This is a genomic window from Leptolyngbya sp. CALU 1928 (assembly GCF_056784215.1).
This window is the reverse complement of the sequence record NZ_JBXBCE010000001.1, coordinates 3133149-3152239: the sequence shown is the minus strand read 5'-3', so window position 1 is coordinate 3152239 and position 19091 is coordinate 3133149. Positions and strand designations below refer to the sequence as shown.

The 19091-nt window shown below is 48.1% G+C and carries 16 protein-coding genes and 1 tRNA gene; 9 read left to right on the top strand and 8 right to left on the bottom strand.

The genetic code is table 11. From position 1 onward, the window contains the following. The first annotated feature begins 96 nt into the window (after nt 1-96). Nucleotides 97-1482: a thioredoxin-disulfide reductase gene (gene trxB / locus AC1S5B_RS14745; RefSeq protein ID WP_482036425.1), complete on the top strand. Its 1386-nt coding sequence runs from the start codon at nt 97-99 to the stop codon at nt 1480-1482. Nucleotides 1483-1570: 88 nt separating this feature from the next. Here trxB and AC1S5B_RS14740 read toward each other — a convergent pair whose 3' ends face one another. Together AC1S5B_RS14740 and AC1S5B_RS14735 are read right to left on the bottom strand one after the other, a co-directional pair. Continuing rightward, the gene (locus AC1S5B_RS14740; protein WP_482036424.1) at nt 1571-1852 is read right to left on the bottom strand and encodes a (2Fe-2S) ferredoxin domain-containing protein; all 282 of its coding nucleotides are present in this window, start codon (nt 1850-1852) and stop codon (nt 1571-1573) included. Nucleotides 1853-1867: 15 nt separating this feature from the next. Then, nucleotides 1868-2995: a CobW family GTP-binding protein gene (locus AC1S5B_RS14735; RefSeq protein WP_482036423.1), complete on the bottom strand. Its 1128-nt coding sequence runs from the start codon at nt 2993-2995 to the stop codon at nt 1868-1870. Between the two features lie 247 nt (nt 2996-3242). Here AC1S5B_RS14735 and cysS point away from each other — a divergent pair, with 247 nt between their 5' ends. Both cysS and AC1S5B_RS14725 read left to right on the top strand, forming a co-directional pair. After that, nucleotides 3243-4724 (top strand): cysteine--tRNA ligase, encoded by a 1482-nt coding sequence (gene cysS / locus AC1S5B_RS14730; protein ID WP_482036422.1) that lies wholly within the window; start codon nt 3243-3245, stop codon nt 4722-4724. Nucleotides 4725-4798: 74 nt separating this feature from the next. Further along, complete coding sequence (locus tag AC1S5B_RS14725; RefSeq protein ID WP_482036421.1) at nt 4799-6064, top strand: metallophosphoesterase family protein; 1266 nt, start codon at nt 4799-4801, stop codon at nt 6062-6064. A gap of 78 nt (nt 6065-6142) precedes the next feature. On the opposite strand, the gene AC1S5B_RS14720 is transcribed toward AC1S5B_RS14725, so the two are convergent. Together AC1S5B_RS14720 and AC1S5B_RS14715 are read right to left on the bottom strand one after the other, a co-directional pair. After that, nucleotides 6143-6640: a DUF4168 domain-containing protein gene (locus tag AC1S5B_RS14720; RefSeq protein ID WP_482036420.1), complete on the bottom strand. Its 498-nt coding sequence runs from the start codon at nt 6638-6640 to the stop codon at nt 6143-6145. A 191-nt stretch (nt 6641-6831) separates the two neighbouring features. Next, nucleotides 6832-7236 carry a DUF4359 domain-containing protein gene (locus AC1S5B_RS14715; RefSeq protein ID WP_482036419.1) on the bottom strand — a complete coding sequence of 135 codons (405 nt, stop codon included), beginning with the start codon at nt 7234-7236 and terminating at the stop codon, nt 6832-6834. A gap of 228 nt (nt 7237-7464) precedes the next feature. Between AC1S5B_RS14715 and AC1S5B_RS14710 the strand changes: the two genes are divergently transcribed. After that, a tRNA-His gene (locus AC1S5B_RS14710) sits at nt 7465-7537 on the top strand. A 147-nt stretch (nt 7538-7684) separates the two neighbouring features. Here AC1S5B_RS14710 and AC1S5B_RS14705 read toward each other — a convergent pair. Then, on the bottom strand, nt 7685-8116 hold the full coding sequence (locus AC1S5B_RS14705; protein WP_482036418.1) for an FKBP-type peptidyl-prolyl cis-trans isomerase: 432 nt from the start codon (nt 8114-8116) through the stop codon (nt 7685-7687). Nucleotides 8117-8824: 708 nt separating this feature from the next. Here AC1S5B_RS14705 and AC1S5B_RS14700 point away from each other — a divergent pair. The 4 genes from AC1S5B_RS14700 to cobA all read left to right on the top strand — a co-directional run bounded on the left by AC1S5B_RS14700 (nt 8825) and on the right by cobA (nt 15993). Further along, a complete protein-coding gene (locus AC1S5B_RS14700; protein WP_482036417.1) occupies nt 8825-12370 on the top strand; it encodes a PAS domain S-box protein in 3546 nt (1181 codons plus the stop codon). Between the two features lie 414 nt (nt 12371-12784). Next, a complete protein-coding gene (locus AC1S5B_RS14695) occupies nt 12785-13927 on the top strand; it encodes a sulfate ABC transporter substrate-binding protein (RefSeq protein ID WP_482036416.1) in 1143 nt (380 codons plus the stop codon). 381 nt (nt 13928-14308) lie between these two features. Beyond that, a complete protein-coding gene (locus tag AC1S5B_RS14690) occupies nt 14309-15148 on the top strand; it encodes a sirohydrochlorin chelatase (RefSeq protein ID WP_482036415.1) in 840 nt (279 codons plus the stop codon). An 80-nt stretch (nt 15149-15228) separates the two neighbouring features. Then, entirely contained in the window at nt 15229-15993 is a 765-nt protein-coding gene (cobA, locus tag AC1S5B_RS14685; protein ID WP_482036414.1) for a uroporphyrinogen-III C-methyltransferase, read from the top strand. Here the strand turns inward: cobA and AC1S5B_RS14680 are convergent. Further along, complete coding sequence (locus AC1S5B_RS14680) at nt 15990-16349, bottom strand: hypothetical protein (protein ID WP_482036413.1); 360 nt, start codon at nt 16347-16349, stop codon at nt 15990-15992. The genes cobA and AC1S5B_RS14680 overlap by 4 nt on opposite strands. A gap of 246 nt (nt 16350-16595) precedes the next feature. On the opposite strand from AC1S5B_RS14680, the gene AC1S5B_RS14675 reads away from it, so the two are divergent. Then, nucleotides 16596-17546 (top strand): RluA family pseudouridine synthase, encoded by a 951-nt coding sequence (locus AC1S5B_RS14675; RefSeq protein ID WP_482036412.1) that lies wholly within the window; start codon nt 16596-16598, stop codon nt 17544-17546. Nucleotides 17547-17614: 68 nt separating this feature from the next. Here AC1S5B_RS14675 and AC1S5B_RS14670 read toward each other — a convergent pair whose 3' ends face one another. Beyond that, nucleotides 17615-18064, bottom strand: a complete 450-nt coding sequence (locus AC1S5B_RS14670; RefSeq protein WP_482036411.1) for a PPC domain-containing protein — start codon at nt 18062-18064, stop codon at nt 17615-17617. Between the two features lie 61 nt (nt 18065-18125). Further along, nucleotides 18126-18950, bottom strand: a complete 825-nt coding sequence (locus AC1S5B_RS14665) for a DsbA family protein (protein WP_482036410.1) — start codon at nt 18948-18950, stop codon at nt 18126-18128. Nucleotides 18951-19091 lie beyond the last annotated feature (141 nt).

Genomic DNA, 19091 nt, shown 5'->3' with positions numbered 1-19091 from the left:
CAAGCTACAAAGTGAATGGATTTCCATACTCCGCACGCCTCACGTTCAATAAATGTGTAGTATACTAAGCGTAGTCGTTATGAGTTTTATTTAGGCATGGCTACGGTAACCACTGAAAACTCAGCTATTGAAAACGTCGTGATTATTGGTTCGGGTCCTGCTGGCTACACGGCGGCGATTTATGCGGCGCGGGCAAACTTGAAGCCATTTATGTTTGAAGGTTTCCAGGCGGGTGGCTTGCCCGGTGGACAACTGATGACCACGACAGAAGTGGAAAACTTCCCTGGCTTCCCGGAAGGCATCACAGGTCCGATGTTGATGACGCGGATGAAGGAGCAGGCAATTCGCTGGGGCGCAGAGTTAGTAATGGAAGACGTGACGGAAGTGGATTTTAGCCAACGTCCGTTTTTGATCAAGTCGGAAAGCCGGAAACTGAAGGCGCACAGCGTCATCATTGCAACTGGCGCGACGGCAAAGCGTCTGGGCTTAGCAGGAGAACACCAGTTTTGGAGTCGGGGGATTTCTGCCTGTGCAATTTGTGATGGAGCGACTCCGATTTTTCGATCGGCAGAGCTTGCGGTGGTGGGTGGAGGTGACTCTGCTGCTGAGGAAGCGGTTTACCTGACCAAGTACGGCTCCCATGTGCATATGCTAGTGCGGAGCGAAAAAATGCGCGCCAGTAAAGCGATGCAGGATCGAGTATTGCAAAACGACAAGATTACGGTGCATTGGAATACCGATATTCTGGATGTGTTTGGCGAAGCAGACCACATGAAGGGCGTGAAGCTAAAGGATCGAGGGACGGGCGCAGAAAGTGAACTGCACGTCAAAGGCTTGTTCTACGCGATCGGTCATACGCCCAATACTGTTCTGTTCAAAGGGCAACTCGATCTGGATGAAGTTGGCTACATTGCTACTAAACACGGTTCCGTTGAAACCAATATCGAAGGGGTGTATGCGGCGGGTGATGTTCAAGATCATGAATATCGGCAGGCGATCACCGCTGCGGGAACGGGTTGTATGGCTGCAATGCTAGCAGAGCGCTACTTGTCGGTGAATGACTTGGTGCAGGAGTTCCATCAGACGAAAGAGGCAGAAACTCATCCTGCGGAAGTGCCTACTCAGAAAACTGAAGATGAGCAATCGGGCGAGTTCGATCCAACAGCAACTCGTCATGCTGGCGGATATGCGTTGCGCAAGTTATACCACGAGAGCGATCGCCCCATTTTGGTCTTCTACTCATCGCCTCAATGCGGTCCTTGCCATACGCTAAAACCGATGTTTGGCAAAGTGATTGATGAGTATGACGGTAAAGTTCACTACATCAACATCGACATTGAGCAAGACCCTGATATTGCGGAATCTGCTGGCATTGTTGGCACTCCCACCATTCAGGTGTTTAAACACAAAGAAAAAGTGGCTGAGTTAAAAGGCGTGAAGCAGAAAAGCCAATATCGAGAAGTGATTGAGGCAAATCTGTAGAGCAGGTTTCAGGGGTCAGGTGTCAGAGAATAGAGAACTAGATATAGATTTTCTTGATATCTAGAACCCGGAACCTGACACCCGAAACCTAATCCCTCCTGGGATGAATGCGGGGATGGAGCAAGCGATCGACTGTTTTGCCATCTTTCAAATGTTGCTGCACTATTTCAGTCACATCTTCTGGTTTGACCCGGCAATACCAAATGTTGTCGGGCAACACCCGCACGGTTGCCCCCATGTTGCACTGTCCCTGGCATTCACTTGCAATCACTTCCACATCCGCAACTGGGCTTGCCTGAAATGCCTGAAAAACCGCCTCAGAACCATGCCGGAGGCAGTTGACATATAGACAAACATATACTCGTTTCATGAGTCATCTCGCCTGTCATTTGCCGAATCCTTTACCCCGATTCTCTGAAGATGACCCGATACAGCGCTGAATTTGCGCCAACAGTGTCTCGTGGTCTAAGCCCTGACCAATCAACACCAACTGAGTTTTGGGTTCGCCTTTCCAGTCGTCATCATCTAGGGAAAAGCGCTTGCCGCTTAGGTGGAAGATGTGGCGTTTGGGGCTTTCTTGAAACCACAGAATCCCTTTGGCACGAAACACGCTTTCGGGTAGCTGATTATCTAAGAAATGCTGGAATTTTTTGATATCAAATGGGCGATCGCTCTGGAATGACACCGAGGTAAACCCATCTTCTTCCAAATGGTTGGAGTGATCATGATGCTCGTGAGCGTGGTTGTGTTCATCATGAACGCACTTATCATGGTCGTGATCGCAGTCAGAATGATCTGCGTGATCATGCTCGGCATGGCTATGCTCGTGAGCGTGAGCAGATTCTGGCTCTTCACTCTTGAAATAGTGATCTGATTCAAACAGACCCACACTAAGAATGGCAGGTAGGGGCACCTCTCCCTTCACCGATCGCAAAATTCTTGCACCCTCTTTCATTTCCCGTAGACGCGCTTCTAGATGGGTCAGCTTTTCTTCACCCACCAAGTCCGCCTTGTTCAGCAAAATAATATCGCCGTAGGTAATTTGGCTCATCGCTGCCTGACTGTTAAACAAATCCAGACTAAAATTTTCCGCATCCACCACGGTGATAATAGAATCCAACCGCGTCATATCCCGCAGTTCAGTTCCCAAAAAGGTCATCGCCACAGGCAATGGATCAGCGAGTCCCGTTGTTTCCACCACCACATAATCAATATTTTCTTTGTGTTCTAGCACCTTGTAGACCGCTTCCACCAAATCGTTGTTAATCGTGCAGCAGATGCAGCCATTGCTCAACTCCACCATGTCATCGCCTGTCGCCACGATTAGCTCATTATCAATGCCAATTTCACCAAACTCATTCACCAAAACAGCAGTTCGTACCCCTTGCTGATTGGTCAGAATGTGATTGAGCAGGGTTGTTTTGCCACTGCCCAAAAATCCGGTAATGATAGTAACAGGCAGCCCAACTTTGGGCGTATCCATGACTGAAGTGAGAGTTGATGCAGATTGCATAGCGTCAATGACCGAAAACATCAGAAAATAACAAAGAGAATGGTAGCAAAGACTAACGTTCGTTCATCAGTCAAAATACTGCTTTCATTATTGCCGATCTTCTTGTGGTCTGACCGTTCACAATTTGATCTCATGCCCTGCCTCACCCTAGCCCTCACCCACTGAGAGAGGGGATTGGAAACTTCATTCCTGACACCTGACACCTGACACCTGACACCTGACACCTGATACCTGACACCTAACTCCTATGCCACTCCAGATTTACAACACCCTCACCCGCCGCAAAGAACTGTTTCAACCTCTAGAACCGGGCAAAGTGCGAATGTATGTCTGTGGCGTGACGGTCTATAACGACTGCCATTTGGGGCACGCGCGATCGTACATTGTCTGGGATATAGTCCGGCGCTATTTGCAATGGTCGGGCTATGCCGTGGAGTATGTACAAAACTTTACCGATATTGATGACAAAATTATTCGGCGATCGCAGGAAGAAAACATTCCCTGGCAAGAGATCACGCAGAAGTACATCAGCGCTTACCAAGAAGATATGGGGCGGCTGAATGTGCTGCCTGCGGATGCGTATCCCAAAGCAACGGAGGTGATACCCGAAATTATTGACTTAATCAAAACGCTGATTCAGCAAGAGTATGCCTACGCGGCGGCTGGAGATGTGTACTATGCCGTCGAGCGCTTTCCTAGCTATGGCAAGCTTTCGGGACGCAAGCTCGACCAAATGGAAGCAGGCGCAAGCGGACGAGTGGACGAGGAAGAAACCCGCAAGCGTCACCCGTTTGACTTTGCCCTGTGGAAGGCGGCGAAACCGGGTGAGCCAGAGTGGGAATCACCTTGGGGCATGGGGCGACCGGGCTGGCATATTGAATGCTCGGCAATGGTGAAAAAGTTGCTGGGCGATCGCATTGATATTCACACCGGCGGGGAGGATCTGGTGTTTCCCCATCACGAAAACGAAATTGCTCAATCGGAAGCCGCAACGACGAAACCACTGGCAAACGTTTGGATGCACAACGGTTTTGTCAAAATTCGGGGCGACAAAATGTCTAAATCCCTGAAAAACTTCACCACGATTCGATCGCTGCTGGAAACTACCGATCCGATGGTGATTCGCTTGTTTGTGCTGCAAGCCCACTACCGCAGCCCGATTGATTTCACCGATGAGGCGATCGCCGCTGCTGAAAACGGCTGGAAAACTATTCAGGAAGCATTAAAATCCTTTGATGAATTTTCCCAATTACCAGAATGGTCAACCGTTGAACCTGGAACCTTTCATCCGGAATCAGTCGAGCGTTTTAACCAAGCAATGGATGATGACTTCAACACGCCAATTGCTCTCTCTGTTGTATTTGAGTTAGCAAAGGAATTGCGCCGTGAGCGAAATCTGCTGCTTCACGGGGGAAACCCAATTATGCCCCCTAAGCAGATAATTCAGTATTGCTGGACTTTGTCAAGGTTGTTGAACATCTTGGGTTTGAAAGCTGATCTGCCACCTATCGTAATTGAAGCTGGGTTGGGATTTGGAGCAGAAGTCGAATATGGTTTGCCTGTTCCAACTCTTGCAGATACAGAGATTGAAGCACTGATTGAGCAGCGGCAGGATGCTCGAAAAGCAAAGAATTTTGCTGAGGGCGATCGCCTCCGCGACAAGCTTGTGGCAAACGGCATCACCTTGATTGATCAGCCTGGTGGATTGACCCGTTGGTATCGTAATTAAGGAAACCGCTATTTATTCGGTGTGAGCGATCAACTCCATCCGCTAGACTTGGGCTAGTTCATGAGTCTCTCACCATGCCGCGCTTTCTGCACATCTCGGATATACACTTGGGCTACGATCGCTACGACAGCAAAGAGCGCACCCTCGATTTTTTTCGGGCACTGCGGGACGTGATTCGGAAATATGCGATCGCGGCACAGGTCGATTTTGTCGTGATTGCCGGAGATTTATTTGAACATCGATCGCTACAGCCGAATATCCTCAACCAAGCGAAAGTGTGCTTTCAAGAATTGCACGAGGCAGGTATTCCCACAATCGCGATCGAAGGCAACCACGATAACCGACCCTATGGCACCAAAACAAGCTGGCTTCGCTACTTGGCAGACTGGTACGGGCTAATGCTGCTGGAACCGGGTGACACAGCATTAGGGGAGCCAATTTATGAACCCTGGAATCCTGATGAAAAGCGCGGCGGCTATGTTGACCTCGACTGTGGCGTGCGGGTGATTGGTTCCCAATGGTACGGGGCTTCGGCTCCCAAAGCGATCGCTCAGCTAGCTGAAGCCATTCAAGATTTGCCGACCGCTCCCGACCACACTATCATGCTGTTTCACCATGGCTTAGAAGGACAAATCGCCCGCTATCAAGGAGCGTTGCGCTACGCCGATTTGTTGCCCCTGAAGCAAGCTGGAGTCGAATATTTAGCCCTCGGTCATATCCACAAAAACTACGAAGAACAAGGCTGGATTTTCAATCCCGGTTCTTTAGAAGCAAACAACATTGATGAAACAACCTACAAGCGCGGTGCTTACCTGGTAGAAATCAATTCCACTGGAATTCACGCTGAACTGAAGCAAGATTATTGTCAACGTCCAGCCTTGCGATTGAAGCTGACCACACGCGGACAGGAAAGTCTAGAAGAACTAGAAGAAAGCGCGATCGCTGCGGTGCAGCAAGCCATCCAATCTCGCAAAATCAATCCTAGCGACCAGCCAATGATGGAACTGCGAATTGAAGGACAGGTCGGCTTCGATCGCTTAGAACTCGACACCCGCAAACTTCAGCAAACCCTCAAACAACTCAGCAATGCGCTAATCTTTTTGCTCAAATACGAGGTGGATTCCATTGAATATGCGTCGCCATTATCGGATGAAGCCAGCCGTCTGCAAATTGAGCAAGAAATTTTTACCGATCTACTGACTGCCAACAACGTCTACAAAAAACGCGCCCCCACCTTGGCACAAGGCTTGATTAATCTGAAGGATTTGCAGCTACAAGGGCGATCGGAATCAGAACTTTACACTTTTGCCGAAAGCCTTTTATCTGAGTCGCTTGAGTAGCCTAATCAGCAAATTATCTTTTAAGTTGCAGTTCTGAAAAGCGCTCTAGCCCAATAAATTCATCTAGACGCGATCGCCCTAAAGGTTTTCCCGAAACTGCCGTTTTAACGTCGGGTTCTGATCGATCGCCCGTCCAATTTGGTTAAATCGTTCTAAAGTTAACCCTTGGAGCCGGACGGCTCGATTTTGCTTTGGCACGGCATCCTGTTGAATTTGATTGATTTTTGCCAACACTTTGTCAAACTTCTGCTGGTCTTTCGGCGAAATATCTGCCGTCAAAGGCGAATCAGCATTCTCTTGCCGTTGCCCAATTTCCTGAAATCTTTGAGGCGACAAACCTTCCGCCTTAAGTGCTTCAGCCATATTCTTTTGGGTTTCCATCTCAACTTTTCTCAGTTGCTTGATGGCTTGGGCGAACTGCTGAATCTCTAATGGACTAGCTGACTCGCTCGATCTTGGTAGCGATATAACCTGGGTGGTGGATGGTGCGCTTGGTGATTGAGCCTGACTTTGAGCATGGGTCATCGGCAACGCCAACAACGCCCCCGCGAATACTCCAGCAAATGTTTTTTTCATCGAATGATAGGTATGAAAGGCGATTTTTGACTATCCTCAGGGATAGACGAGTTTCTTGATTCTACTATCGTCAAGATTAATACTTTAGCAAAGTCATCTGGCTTAAGATACTACCGCCCATGACGTTGCACCTGCAATTACAGGTTTCCTAGTAGTAGAACACGCTAAAAGATTTATGGGAAGGGCTTTGGTTATTGCTCTACGCCAACTACATAAAACCCTTGAAATAAACCGATGGTTTGTAACTGATAGGTTGGCAAAAACGACGCGATCGCCAGATCAGTGGTGTACACGCTAAAAAAGAAAAAGTTGCGGCGATCAGTATGGCTCATGATGAAATTTTGGATCTCTGGCTGATTGGATTTGAGCAGCGATCGACATTCTTCTTTCAATCCAAAGGCAGTTGGGGCTTCGGCGCAAATATTAGATTGAGCATACTGAGTCAACTGATGTGTAGCGTAGCGGCTATAAGCCGCAGGAGTTGGATTGGTGATTGCCATAGCTGCACCCAGACCGACAAAGGAAGCGGCTCCAAACGTTGCCAAAAAACTCATTTTTCCCAGTGAAAATCGGGATTGCTGCCAGCTTGATTCCATTTTTTTCTCCTAATTCACCACACTTCCCATTCTGTCTAGCGGCTCCTCTTGAAAAGAATTGAATCATAAGCCTCTGGAAGCGGCTCATTCTTTCAATTCATTTATCAGCAATTATACGGGGCATTTTTTCAGATGAATTACTCTTTGAAAATTTCTCAGCAATTACACGAAGTATTTTCTCAGGTAGACCAATTTCAAGCAAAACTGCTATACTGAGGAACGAATGCGGCGAGCGTAGCCAAGTGGTTAAGGCAGCGGTTTGTGGTATCGCCATTCGTGGGTTCAAGTCCCATCGTTCGCCCTGATTAGAGCGCTGAAACTGAGGATATCTTCTAGGTTTAGCGTTCGACATCTCATACCTATAAAAATGGCGAGAGTAACTTAAACACTACTCTCGCTATTTTTACGCAGTTTTTTAGTGAAATCAGGAAATTTGCTGTTCTCAAATTTAGGCAGCAATTTCAATCAGTTGAATATCAAAGGTGAGGTCTTCTCCGGCTAGGGGATGGTTGGCATCTAGCGTGATAGTGGACGGAGAAATATCGGTGATGATCACTGTAATAAGTTCCCCGGTTTGATGCTGAAGCTGAAGCTGTTGCCCAACTTCTGGTTCCACATCTGCGGGCATTTGCTGGCGATCGACGACCAACACCATTTCTTCTAAATAAGCCCCATAGGCGCTATCTGTAGGAATTAGCTCGGTCTTTGAGTCGCCGGGGGTCATGCCAATTACCGCTTGCTCAAATCCCGGAATAATTCCGCCAGACCCGATGGTAAATTCCAAAGGCTCGCGCTCAATCGATGAATCGAACATCGTGCCATCGTCTAATTTTCCGGTGTAGTGAACTTTTACCGTGTCACCGTGTTTAGCCTGCGACATTTGGACTCTCCTTTGCGTTTGTGCATTTTTGGGTAGGGTGCGATCGCCCCTATCCTTTCGTCTTATTTCTCCTACAGTCATTTAACGAAGGAACAGCGCCAATACACAATCATTCTTTCGGATACTTTGCTCAAATTTCAATCAATAAACAAGTGAGATAGCGATTTAGGGCAGTACAAATACAAAAGTAAACGCGATGTGCAACTAAAATCAACCCATCCTGCGGGGAGCAAGCTACATCCTCCTGCCACTGCTACGCAAGCCCTAACCCTACGGCAGGTAAGCATGCGGTTTATGGAGAAGGGACGGTCTACGACACTCTTAAGATACAAGGGTGAGGGGAATCAGAAAAGCGGCACATCAGGTAAAGTAAACAATAATCTACGATGTCGTGGTTAATTGTGTAGGGGAAACTTAAGATTGAGTGTAATCAAGAATTTTGTTTGTTGCTGTGTTTATTGCTGAATCAGTCTGCGAACTCTAAAATCCCCCTTACTCTAGCCCTCCCTCAAAATCGAGGAATCAAGACTTATCGTTCCTTTCTCCTAGGAGAAAAACTGTTGACCTTTAGGCGGTTTTTAAGTCCTTCGTACCTTAGGCAAGGGTGAAGTTTATGACATCTAGGTTCCTATGATCAGTAGTGCTTGTTTGCAACCATGCTTGGATTCATTGAGCGTTAGCGGAGTTGCAATAACTGCCATCTCAGCGATGTTTTTAGGCTGGCTATTGCTAGTATTGCGCCCCTTTCAGCCTGCTAAATTTGTTCGCAAACCAGCAGAACTTGAACTTGAAGCGTTGGAGATTAAACTCAGCACAATTCTAAAAGATTCCTCCTCGATCCTTGCTCAAAGCCATGTTTTTCTGGATGGTACCTGGAAATGTGTTTATTTCTCCCCCAATTGCCAAAAGCTTTTGGGCTACTCAGCCGAGGAGTTTATTGCAGATAGCGGCTTATGGATGTCGCGAATTTTGCCAGAGGATCAAGAACAGGTTGTGATCCCCATCTTTAAAGACATTTTGGCTGGGCGGGTTGCCACGATTGAATTTCGCTTTCAACATCGAGATGGCTCCATTTGCTGGATTTCAGATACAATCACCCCGCTTTGGAATGAGGCGGCTAATTATTGGGTGGCGACCTGTGTGGAAACCGATATCACTGCCTACAAACAGGCTGAAGCTGCCATCCAGGAAACTCAAAAACGGGTGCAGCAAGAGCGCCAACAGGCAGAAGAGGCGCTGCGGCAAAGTGAAGAACGATTTCGCTCTGTTTTTGACCAGATTGAGATTGGCATGAATTTCGCGCATCTCTCTGGTCACTATTTTCAGGTGAATCCGGCGCTGTGCCATTTGGTGGGTTACAGCGAAGCTGAACTGCTGGGAATGAGTTATCAAGATTTGACCCATCCAGAAGATCAGGAAAAAGAAGTATCGCTAGCTGCCCAAATGCAAGCAGGTGATCTGCAAACCTATTCCTTGGAAAAGCGCTATGTGCGGAAAGATGGGCAGATATGCTGGGTGAATGTGCATGTGTCGAGTGTGCAAGACGGTCAGAAAAATATTTTATTTCTAATGACAATCGTGGAGGATATTAACGAAGCGAAACGCGACGAAGCGATTCGCAAGCTTGCCGAAGAATCCTTACGCCAGAGCGAGGAACGATTTCGTGCCATTTTTGAGCAAGCTGCCGTTGGCATTACCGAAGCCGATTTGTCAGGGAACTATCTTCGCGTCAATCAACGTTTTTGCGAGTTTGTTCGCTATGACCAAGCAGAACTGTTGACTCTATCATTTCGCGACCTGACCCATGCTGATGATTTCGTGTTGGATCAAGCTTGTCTCAGAAGTCTTGCCAGCAATCCGGTGTCTTCCTACTTCATGGAAAAACGCCATGTTGCCAAAGATGGGCAAGTTCGGTGGGCAAATGTCAGCGTTTCGTTGATTAGAAACTCGGATGGCTTGCCGACTGGCACCGTTGCCATTGTGGAAGATATTGATAGCCGCAAGCAGGCAGAAGCGGCTCTGCGACAAAGTGAAGCTAAAAACCGCGCCATGATTAGCGCGATTCCCGATCTGCTGGTTTGTATGGATGCGCAGGGAAACTATTTGGAAGTGATAGAAGGGCAAAATATCAGACTCTTGAAACCCAATGATGGCTTTGATGATAAAAATATTTTCGACATCTTGCCTACAGACCTGGCTGAGCGGCGCATGAACTATGTGCAACAGGCTGTGCAAACAGGACAGGTACAAATTTATGAACAGCAAATAGAAGTCGATCGCAGCATTTACGATGAGGAAGTGCGGATTGCGATGATTAGTGAAAATGAAGTGCTGGTGATGGTGCGGGATATTAGCGATCGCAAGCGGATTGAAAATGAACGAAAGCAAAGTGAAATAGAGCGATCTCGATCGCAGAATTTACTGCGGCGACAAGCCGAGCGGGAATATGCATTGAATCAAATGACTCAGGTAAGTCGCCATTCTTTAGATCTAGAAACCATTTTCTTAACCGCTACTCGCGAAATTGGTCAGTTGCTACGGGTTGATCAAGTTAGCATCGCAGAATATTTACCAGAATTGGGTGAATGGCATCACTTGTCAGAGTATTTGCGAGACTCCAGTTTCCCATCTGCCTTAAATACCAGTATTCCCGATCAAAATAACCCGATCGCAGCCCAACTCAAGCAAAACCAGATTGTTCGCATTAACAACGCTGACTATTTTACAGACAGCATTAATCAAGAACTTGCTCACCAGTTTCCGGGGGCATGGCTATTAATTCCTCTCGAAGTAGAGGAAAAGGTTTGGGGCTGCTTAACGCTGTTGCGAACCAACTCCCAAACACTCTGGCAAAACGAAGATGTGGATTTAGTGAGTGCCGTGGCGGATCAACTGGCGATCGCCATTCATCAATCGCAGCTATACCAACGAGTACAGGAGCTAAATATTCATCTAGAACAAGAAGTGCAGCAGCGCACCGCTCAACTTCGCCAAGCACTCGCCTTTGAAGCACTCCTTAAGCGCATCACCGATAAAGTACGGGATAGCCTAGATGAAAACCAAATTTTGCAAACTGCTGTCGATGAGCTAGGGCAAGGGCTACAAGTCACATGTTGCAATGCCGCACTTTATGATTTAACGCTCACTTACCATACCATTACCCATGAATACTCTATTTCTCAACCCTTTGCCCTTGGGCAGAAAATAGCCTTTGCAGATTGTCCTGAGATCAAAGTTTTTGAGCAGCTAATTCAGAACATTTGCCTCCAGTTTTGCTTCACTGTCACAACCTACGCCCAACCCTACGGCGAGATCTATACGATTTTGGCGTGTCCTGTGATGGATGATCAGGGCATTTTGGGTGACCTGTGGCTCTATCGACCGAAGCAAGATACGTTTGATGAGTCAGAAATTCGGTTGGCGCAGCAAGTGGCAAACCAGTGTGCGATCGCCCTGCGGCAATCTCGGTTATATCAAGCCGCGCAGTCACAAGTGCAAGAATTAGAGCGACTTAATAGTTTAAAAGATGACTTCCTCAGCACGGTTTCGCATGAACTGCGGACCCCCATGGCAAACATCAAAATGGCAACGCAGATGCTAGAAATTAGCATGGAGGAACAGCAGCTTGTTTACGCCGATGGCAGTGGCACTCTAGCCTGCACCAATACCAGCGATCGCATGGAGCGATATTTACAAATCCTAAAAGAGGAATGTCATCGAGAAACTAGCTTAATCAACGATCTGCTAGATTTATCACGGCTCGACTCAGGCTCAGAACCCCTATTGCCGCTGACCCATCACTTGCAATACTGGTTACCCCACATCACAGAATCGTTTGTAGAGCGAACCCACAGTCAACAGCAACAGTTTTCTATCACGATTGATGATGAATTGCCGCCGCTAACAACCGATTTCAACTACTTAGAGATGATCTTGACTGAACTGTTACACAACGCCTGCAAATATACGCCTCCAGGCAACGCGATCGCCGGGTCTGCAACCTTCGATCCGGCAACTTCAGGTGTAGTTCTATTAATTGCCAATTCTGGGGTAGAAATTCCAGCAACCGAACTCCAGTATGTGTTTGATAAATTCTATCGAGTTCCCAATAACGACCCCTGGAAGCACGGCGGAACTGGACTAGGATTAGCACTGGTTAAAAAACGAGTGGAACGGTTAAACGGAGCGATCGCGGTTTCTAGTCAAAACGGCTGGACAACTTTCACCATCGAGCTACCCTTACAAGGGGAATAGGTTCTAGTACAGTTCAAAAATCTGATCACCCGAAAAGCTAATCGTATCCAGATTCAGCATCAGACTGTTCATAGTTTCTAAATGAAACCGGGAATGTGTGACTCGTGCCAAACCGAATAGGCGATCGCGTTGGCAGATTATGCGGCATTGCAATTAAATCGTTGTCCCCAATTACGCCTAAATTCGTTTGACCAGCACCCTTAAACTATAAAAACCTCTTGCCGAATGTTAACCCTAAAGTTGCCTGATCAAATAATCCTGAGAATCCACCTTCAATCTCTCGTTTCCCGATAAAAATATCGGTGTTTTTCTTGCGTTTAAGCTCTCTACTCTGTAAAATCGAGTTTCAATCTCCGGTTTCTAAGTCGGATAACCAGAGATTGTGAATAGATTTGTAGGCGAAGGTATGCATTAATGAATAAGCAGCAAGGGTTTTGGGGTTTCGGGGATAATTTGATGGGGCGATTTGCGAAGTTGCGATTCAAATCGTTTAATCGCGCTATCTCCTTGTTTTTAGTTGGGATTGGGTTAAGCGTGGCGATCGCTGCCTGTTCGGGAGGCTCCACCAATACCAGCACGACGGGTAGTGCCAGCCCTACTGCTGATTCAAAAAAGGATGTTGAAATCAACCTTGTCGCCTACGCCGTGCCCAAAGCCGCTCACGATGCCATCATTACTTTGTTTCAGGAAAAGTGGCAAAAAGAAAAAGGTCAAAAGGTTATCTTCAAGCAAAGCTATGGCGGGTCGGGTTCTCAAACTCGCGCCATTATTGATGGACTGGAAGCGGATGTGGTTCATCTGGCGCTAGGAGCCGATGTGGAGAAGTTGGTCGAAGCCAAAATTGTGAATGAAGATTGGAATACAAAACTGCCGAATAGTGGCATCGTGGCAAAATCCGTTGCCGCCGTCATTACTCGTGAGGGCAACCCCAAAAATATCAAAACCTTTGCAGACCTAACCCGCGATGGCGTGAAATGGGTGACGGCAAACCCAAAAACCTCTGGAGGTGCCCGCTGGAACTTTCTAGTTCTGTGGGATTATGCTCTGAAAAATGGGGGAGATGAAGCGAAGGCAACCGAATTTGTCACCAAAGCCTTTAAAAATGTGGCAATTTTGGCAAAAGATGCGCGGGAAGCCACAGATATCTTTGCGAAGCAGGGTCAGGGCGATGCCTTGATTAACTATGAAAATGAGGTGATTCTGGCGCAGCAAAAAGGCGAAAAGATTGACTTTGTGGTGCCCGACACTAATATTTCCATCGATACTCCTGCTGCCGTGGTGGACCAAAATGTGGACAAGCACGGCACGCGTGAAGTGGCTGAAGCGTTTACTAAATTTTTATTCACTCCAGAAGCTCAGGCAGAGTTTGTTAAGCTCGGATTCCGTCCGGTCGGAGACTATGCCAAGACGAATGAAAAAGCGCTGGCAACTCAGTTCCCGCCTGTGAAGCAGCTTGCCACGGTGGACGAGTTTGGCGGCTGGAGCAAAGTTCAAAAGCAGTTCTTTGCGGATGGAGCCGTGTTTGATCAGATTCAGTCCCAGCTTGGTAAGTCGTAATTTTTTATCTGCCCCACCATTCGCGATCGCACTTGATTTTGGAGTGCGATCGCGCCCACCACCCGTCTCTTTTCTTTCGCTCTTCCCAATGGTGCGCCTTTATTGGAAGTTCACGATAAAACATGATTAGCCTTAGCTGAGGTAAAAGATGGATATCGAGCTACCAACTTCTGAGCAGATTGGCGATGCTTTTCAACTAACGTTGGGGGTACTAGAACTTGGCATTTTCTAGATGACGAGCCACCCAAAAACTAAATTCGTTGAGTAAATTCGTTGAGCGATCGCGTCCAGCGGGATTCCTTACTCGCTAGGGAAACCAATTGAATGGAAACTCTGTAAGATAAAGCCATAAGATTTAGTTGGTTGATACCCTTGAATCCTGTGACTGGTCTATCTGTTTATATTCTGATTTTTCATGGCAGTTCCGATCCGCGATCGCAGATTGCTTCAGAAGCCTTGACAAGTCGTTTCCGCGATCGCGTCTCTTACATTAGTAAGTCAATCATTAACAAGTCGGTGATCTCTGCTCAGTCCGACGGTCTGCCGTCTCTGGAACAAGGCGCAGTTGCTAGTGCTCAAGTCATAGAGGAGTGCGATCGCGAACAGCCATTCGTGTGTGCTGCTTATTTAGAATGCCATCCACTGCCGTTGCATCAGCAGATTGAACAGATTGCTCAACAGCTTCAAGCCGCAAATCCGCTCAAAAAACTATCTCTACGATTAGTTCCAGTTTTTTTGTTGTCCGGAGTCCATTTGCGAGAAGATATTCCGGCTGAAATCGCCCAAGCTCAGCAATTATTAGGGGACGGGGTGAAGCTGGATGTGACCGCTCATCTGGGTTCTCATTCAGGGTTGCGGCAATTGCTCAGCGATCGCCTGTCGCTTTTCTCAATGGATGCCTGGATCTTAATCGCCCATGGTAGTCGCCGCCCAGATGCCAATCACCCGATCGCCGCCCTTGCCGATGATCTCGGTATCAAAGTTGCCTACTGGTCAACCTCACCCAATTTAGAATCGCGCCTGCAAGACTGTGTTGCTTCAGGCTATAGGCGTGTTGGGGTGCTGTCCTATTTCCTATTTCCCGGCGGCATCACGGACGCGATCGCCCAATCCATCAGCCAATTTTCCCAGCAGCATCCCACCCTCAAAATCACCTTCACCGACCCACTCAACGCCAGCACCGGGCTGGTCGATTTACTCGTAGATTTAACAAACCAATGATGGTTCCCATAGGTCCTTTGGACTGGTTTCACCAACGCGTTATTCAAGTAAATCCCGCCCCCTGACCCCTGACCCCTGCTATGACTCAACTCGGCAAAGTTTATCTGGTTGGTGCTGGACCTGGCGATCCTGGTCTAATGACCCTTAAAGGGAAAGCTCTTTTAGAGTGTGCCGATGTGGTGGTCTACGATGCCCTAGTCAGCGCTCAAATTTTAGCGATGATTAATCCAAAAGCAGAGCGAATTAACGCCGGAAAGCGGAGAGGAATGCATTCTTTGGTGCAGGAAGATACCACTCAACTATTAGTCAGTAAGGCTCAAGAGGGCGGCTGTGTGGTGCGCTTGAAAGGCGGTGATCCGTTTATCTTTGGGCGAGGGGGCGAGGAGATGGAAGAGTTAGTGGCAGCCGGAATTCCAGTAGAAGTAGTGCCGGGGATCACGTCTGGGATTGCAGCCCCCGCCTATGCAGGCATTCCCCTCACGCATCGCAACTACAGTTCTTCAGTCACCTTTGTGACCGGACATGAAGGGGCTGGAAAATATCGTCCGGCGGTCAATTGGCAAGCGATCGCCCATGGTTCCGAAACCATCGTGATCTATATGGGCATTCACAATCTTCCCTATATCATTGGGCAATTGCTCACAGCAGGTTTAAATGCCACAACACCCATTGCCCTAATTCGCTGGGGCACTCGCCCAGAACAAGAAGAACTGAGCGGCACTTTGGAAACCATTGTGCAGCAGGTCGAAGCAATGGGGTTTTCGGCTCCTGCGATCGCCGTGATTGGGCAAGTCGTTAATCTCCACGGAATCCTAGCAGATTGCAGACCGCCCCAATCTAGCTAATTTGCAAAGTCGATCAGTTCCTCTTCAGCCGGATCAAACGCACGCCAGCCAGTCGCTTGACAGATCGAGCGAATCACACCCATAACGACTGCATCATCTCCCGTATAAACATCCAAGCCCAACATCAAAATAGGCTCGTCGTCTGGAATGTAAAACTCTAAATGGTACTGTTCGCTCACAACCCCCCCGCGATCAGGATGGGTTGGATTCACTGGAAACTTCCAATCTGGACAGGTTTTGGACAATACGGACAGAACTTCTGATCTGCGCCCTAAGGGAAGCATGTCTGCATTAGTGACCCCTTCAAACGAGGTGATAGTTTTAGAAATGTTAATAAGATCGATTTGCCGAGTCATGGATCACAGTGATGAGCGTTTGTTCGGAGCCGAGGACAGTCATTTAGAGTAGTAGAGCGAGTAGGTAAAGCTTCAGAAGTCAGATTTACTGGCAATCGGGCAATTACGTCCAATCCTAAAAACTCTCTAAACCGAGTGTAAGATTAATCCTACCTACTTGCGCTGTAAGTTTTCTAACTTAATTTCTACTGAAAGTTTCATCTAAAAAAATTGTCCCTGAATGAGTGTATCTGGTTAGAGAAGAAGTTGCCTGCACAAATTGAATTGCACGTTGAAGAAGAGGAAACTGGAGAACGGCTCGATGCGTTTCTGGCAGAGCAGTTGGTCGATTTGTCGCGATCGCGTGTACAAAAACTTATTGTTCAAGAACAGGTGATTCTCAATGGTGAGGTTTGTCTTTCCAAAAAAGAATTGGTGCAAACCGGCGATCGCATCCATCTCACGATTCCCGATGCGGAGCCGCTCAACCTTCAGCCAGAAAACATTCCCTTGGATATTTTGTATGAAGATACCGAACTGCTGATTGTGAATAAGCCAGCGGGATTGGTGGTGCATCCTGCCCCCGGACACGCCAGCGGCACCTTGGTAAATGCGCTGCTGTGGCATTGTCGCACGGAGTCGGGTGCTAGCACCCTATCGGGCATTGGCGGCATTCAGCGTCCCGGCATCGTGCATCGGCTAGACAAAGACACCACTGGGGCGATCGCCGTTGCTAAAAGCGATCGCGCCCATATTCATTTGCAGCAGCAATTCCAGCATAAAACGGCACGACGAGACTATCTTGGCATCGTCTATGGCGCACCTAAAACAGAAAGTGGCACGGTAAATGCAGCCATCGGAAGAGATGCCAAAGATCGGCAAAAAATGGCGATCGTGGCTGAAACCGACGGTGGACGCATCGCCATCACCCATTGGCAAGTAAAGGAACGACTAGGCAACTACACGCTGATCAATTTTGAGCTAGAAACCGGGCGTACCCACCAAATTCGGGTGCATACCGCCCACATGGGGCACCCGATTGTCGGCGATCCTGCTTATGGATCAGGGCGTTCTGTGGGGGTCAATTTGCCGGGTCAGGCGCTCCATGCCTGGAGATTGCGGTTGCAGCATCCCGTGTCGAATGAGTGGATAGAAGCGATCGCCCCTCCGCCAGCTTCCTTCACAACGCTACTAGAAGTATTGCGAAAGCGCCAGTGATAGGAGAGTACGGGGTACAGGGTTTGAGTTCCTCATTCGCCCCTCGCCCCTCGCTCTTTGCCTCTAGTCTATTGCGGCTTTAGCAGCGTCACTTTAAGGGTAAAGTTGCCCGCAGATACCTCGCCAAACGATCGCACCCGAATAGAGTAAACGCCTGTTTTAGTAATGCGGGTAAACAGCAGTGAATTGGTGGTGCCATCGGGACCATCATCATTTTCGGCAACCGTGGTGCCGTCGCTGGCAAGCAAGTAGACGATGGTATCAAAGTTTTCGGATGCCAGATCGATTGCCAGTTGGCTCCCTGCTTGAAGAGACACCACATAATCACGAGCAAAGCCCCCTTGCCCAGTAGGAATGTCTTTGTTCGACAGCTTATCAACCACATTTTTACCCGGTGTCAGCGGAATCGGCGTATAAACAGTGGTTTGAGCACTGGCAGTGAATGGATTGGCACTAACCAGCAGGCAGGCTATCGGGAGGGCAAAAGCAGAGGAAAAAACAGCAAAAAAGCGCGACATGAAAATCTTCCGGCGGCGAAATATGAGTGGCTCCCTTATTATGGCTCAGTGACTTGAGAATTCACTTGGTTGATTGATTGGTCTGTGCCAATGTCTGCGCGAGTGCTGCTTCTAAATCCGATAGCTGTACTGCACCTGGGAGGGGTTCCCCATTCATCACAAAAAATGGAGTGCCCTCAACGCCCAAATTTTCCGCTATTTTCACATCTTGATTAATCGCGGTTGCTGCGGCACTACTGGTGCGATCTCGCTCAAACTTCGCCAGATCTAGCCCTAAAGATTTTGCCGTCGATTGATATAGTCCTTCGCCCAATTGCTTTTGGTTCGTAAATAGAGCATCATGAAACGCCCAAAATTTGCCTTGCTGTCCGGCTGCCCATGCCGCTTTAGCCGCAGGCAGCACCTCCGCATGAATTGAAGTGAGCGGCAAATGTTTATAGGTGAGCGTCACAGTATCGCTATGTTTTGCCATAAATTCTTTGAGCGTCTCGTTGGCTTTGGCACAGTAAGGACACTGGAAATCGGAAAACTCCATCAGCAAAACTTTGCCATTTTTTGCCCCCTTGGTAGGCGATGCTCCAATCACGGCTTTCGGGTTCGTTTTTATCTGCTGCAAAAAAGATTGTTGGGCTTTTTGTCGAGCTTCTTGCTGCTTTTTCTGGTAAGTCTGCACCGTCTCCAAAATGGCTTCTGGGTTCTCCCGAATAATTTGCAAAACTTGATCGCGGAGTTGCGGATTAATTTCGCTCCCGCCTGCTTCTGCGGGTAGCCAACGATTAATCACGACAATGCACACTACCGCCAATAGGAGTCCTGGCAAGCGCTGAAACCTAATGAATTTTCTGAAATTGGCTGTTAACTGTCTCCAAAACTGATTGCGACTCATATCGTCTCCTCACGCGTGACTCCTGGCGATCGCCCCCATTCTGCCACAGGGATCTTGAAGTTGGGGTTTGTAAATTCCAGTCCCTGCGAATGACCGCTACCAGTTGACGCAGAGACGATACACTAGGAAAGCATTTTCGTC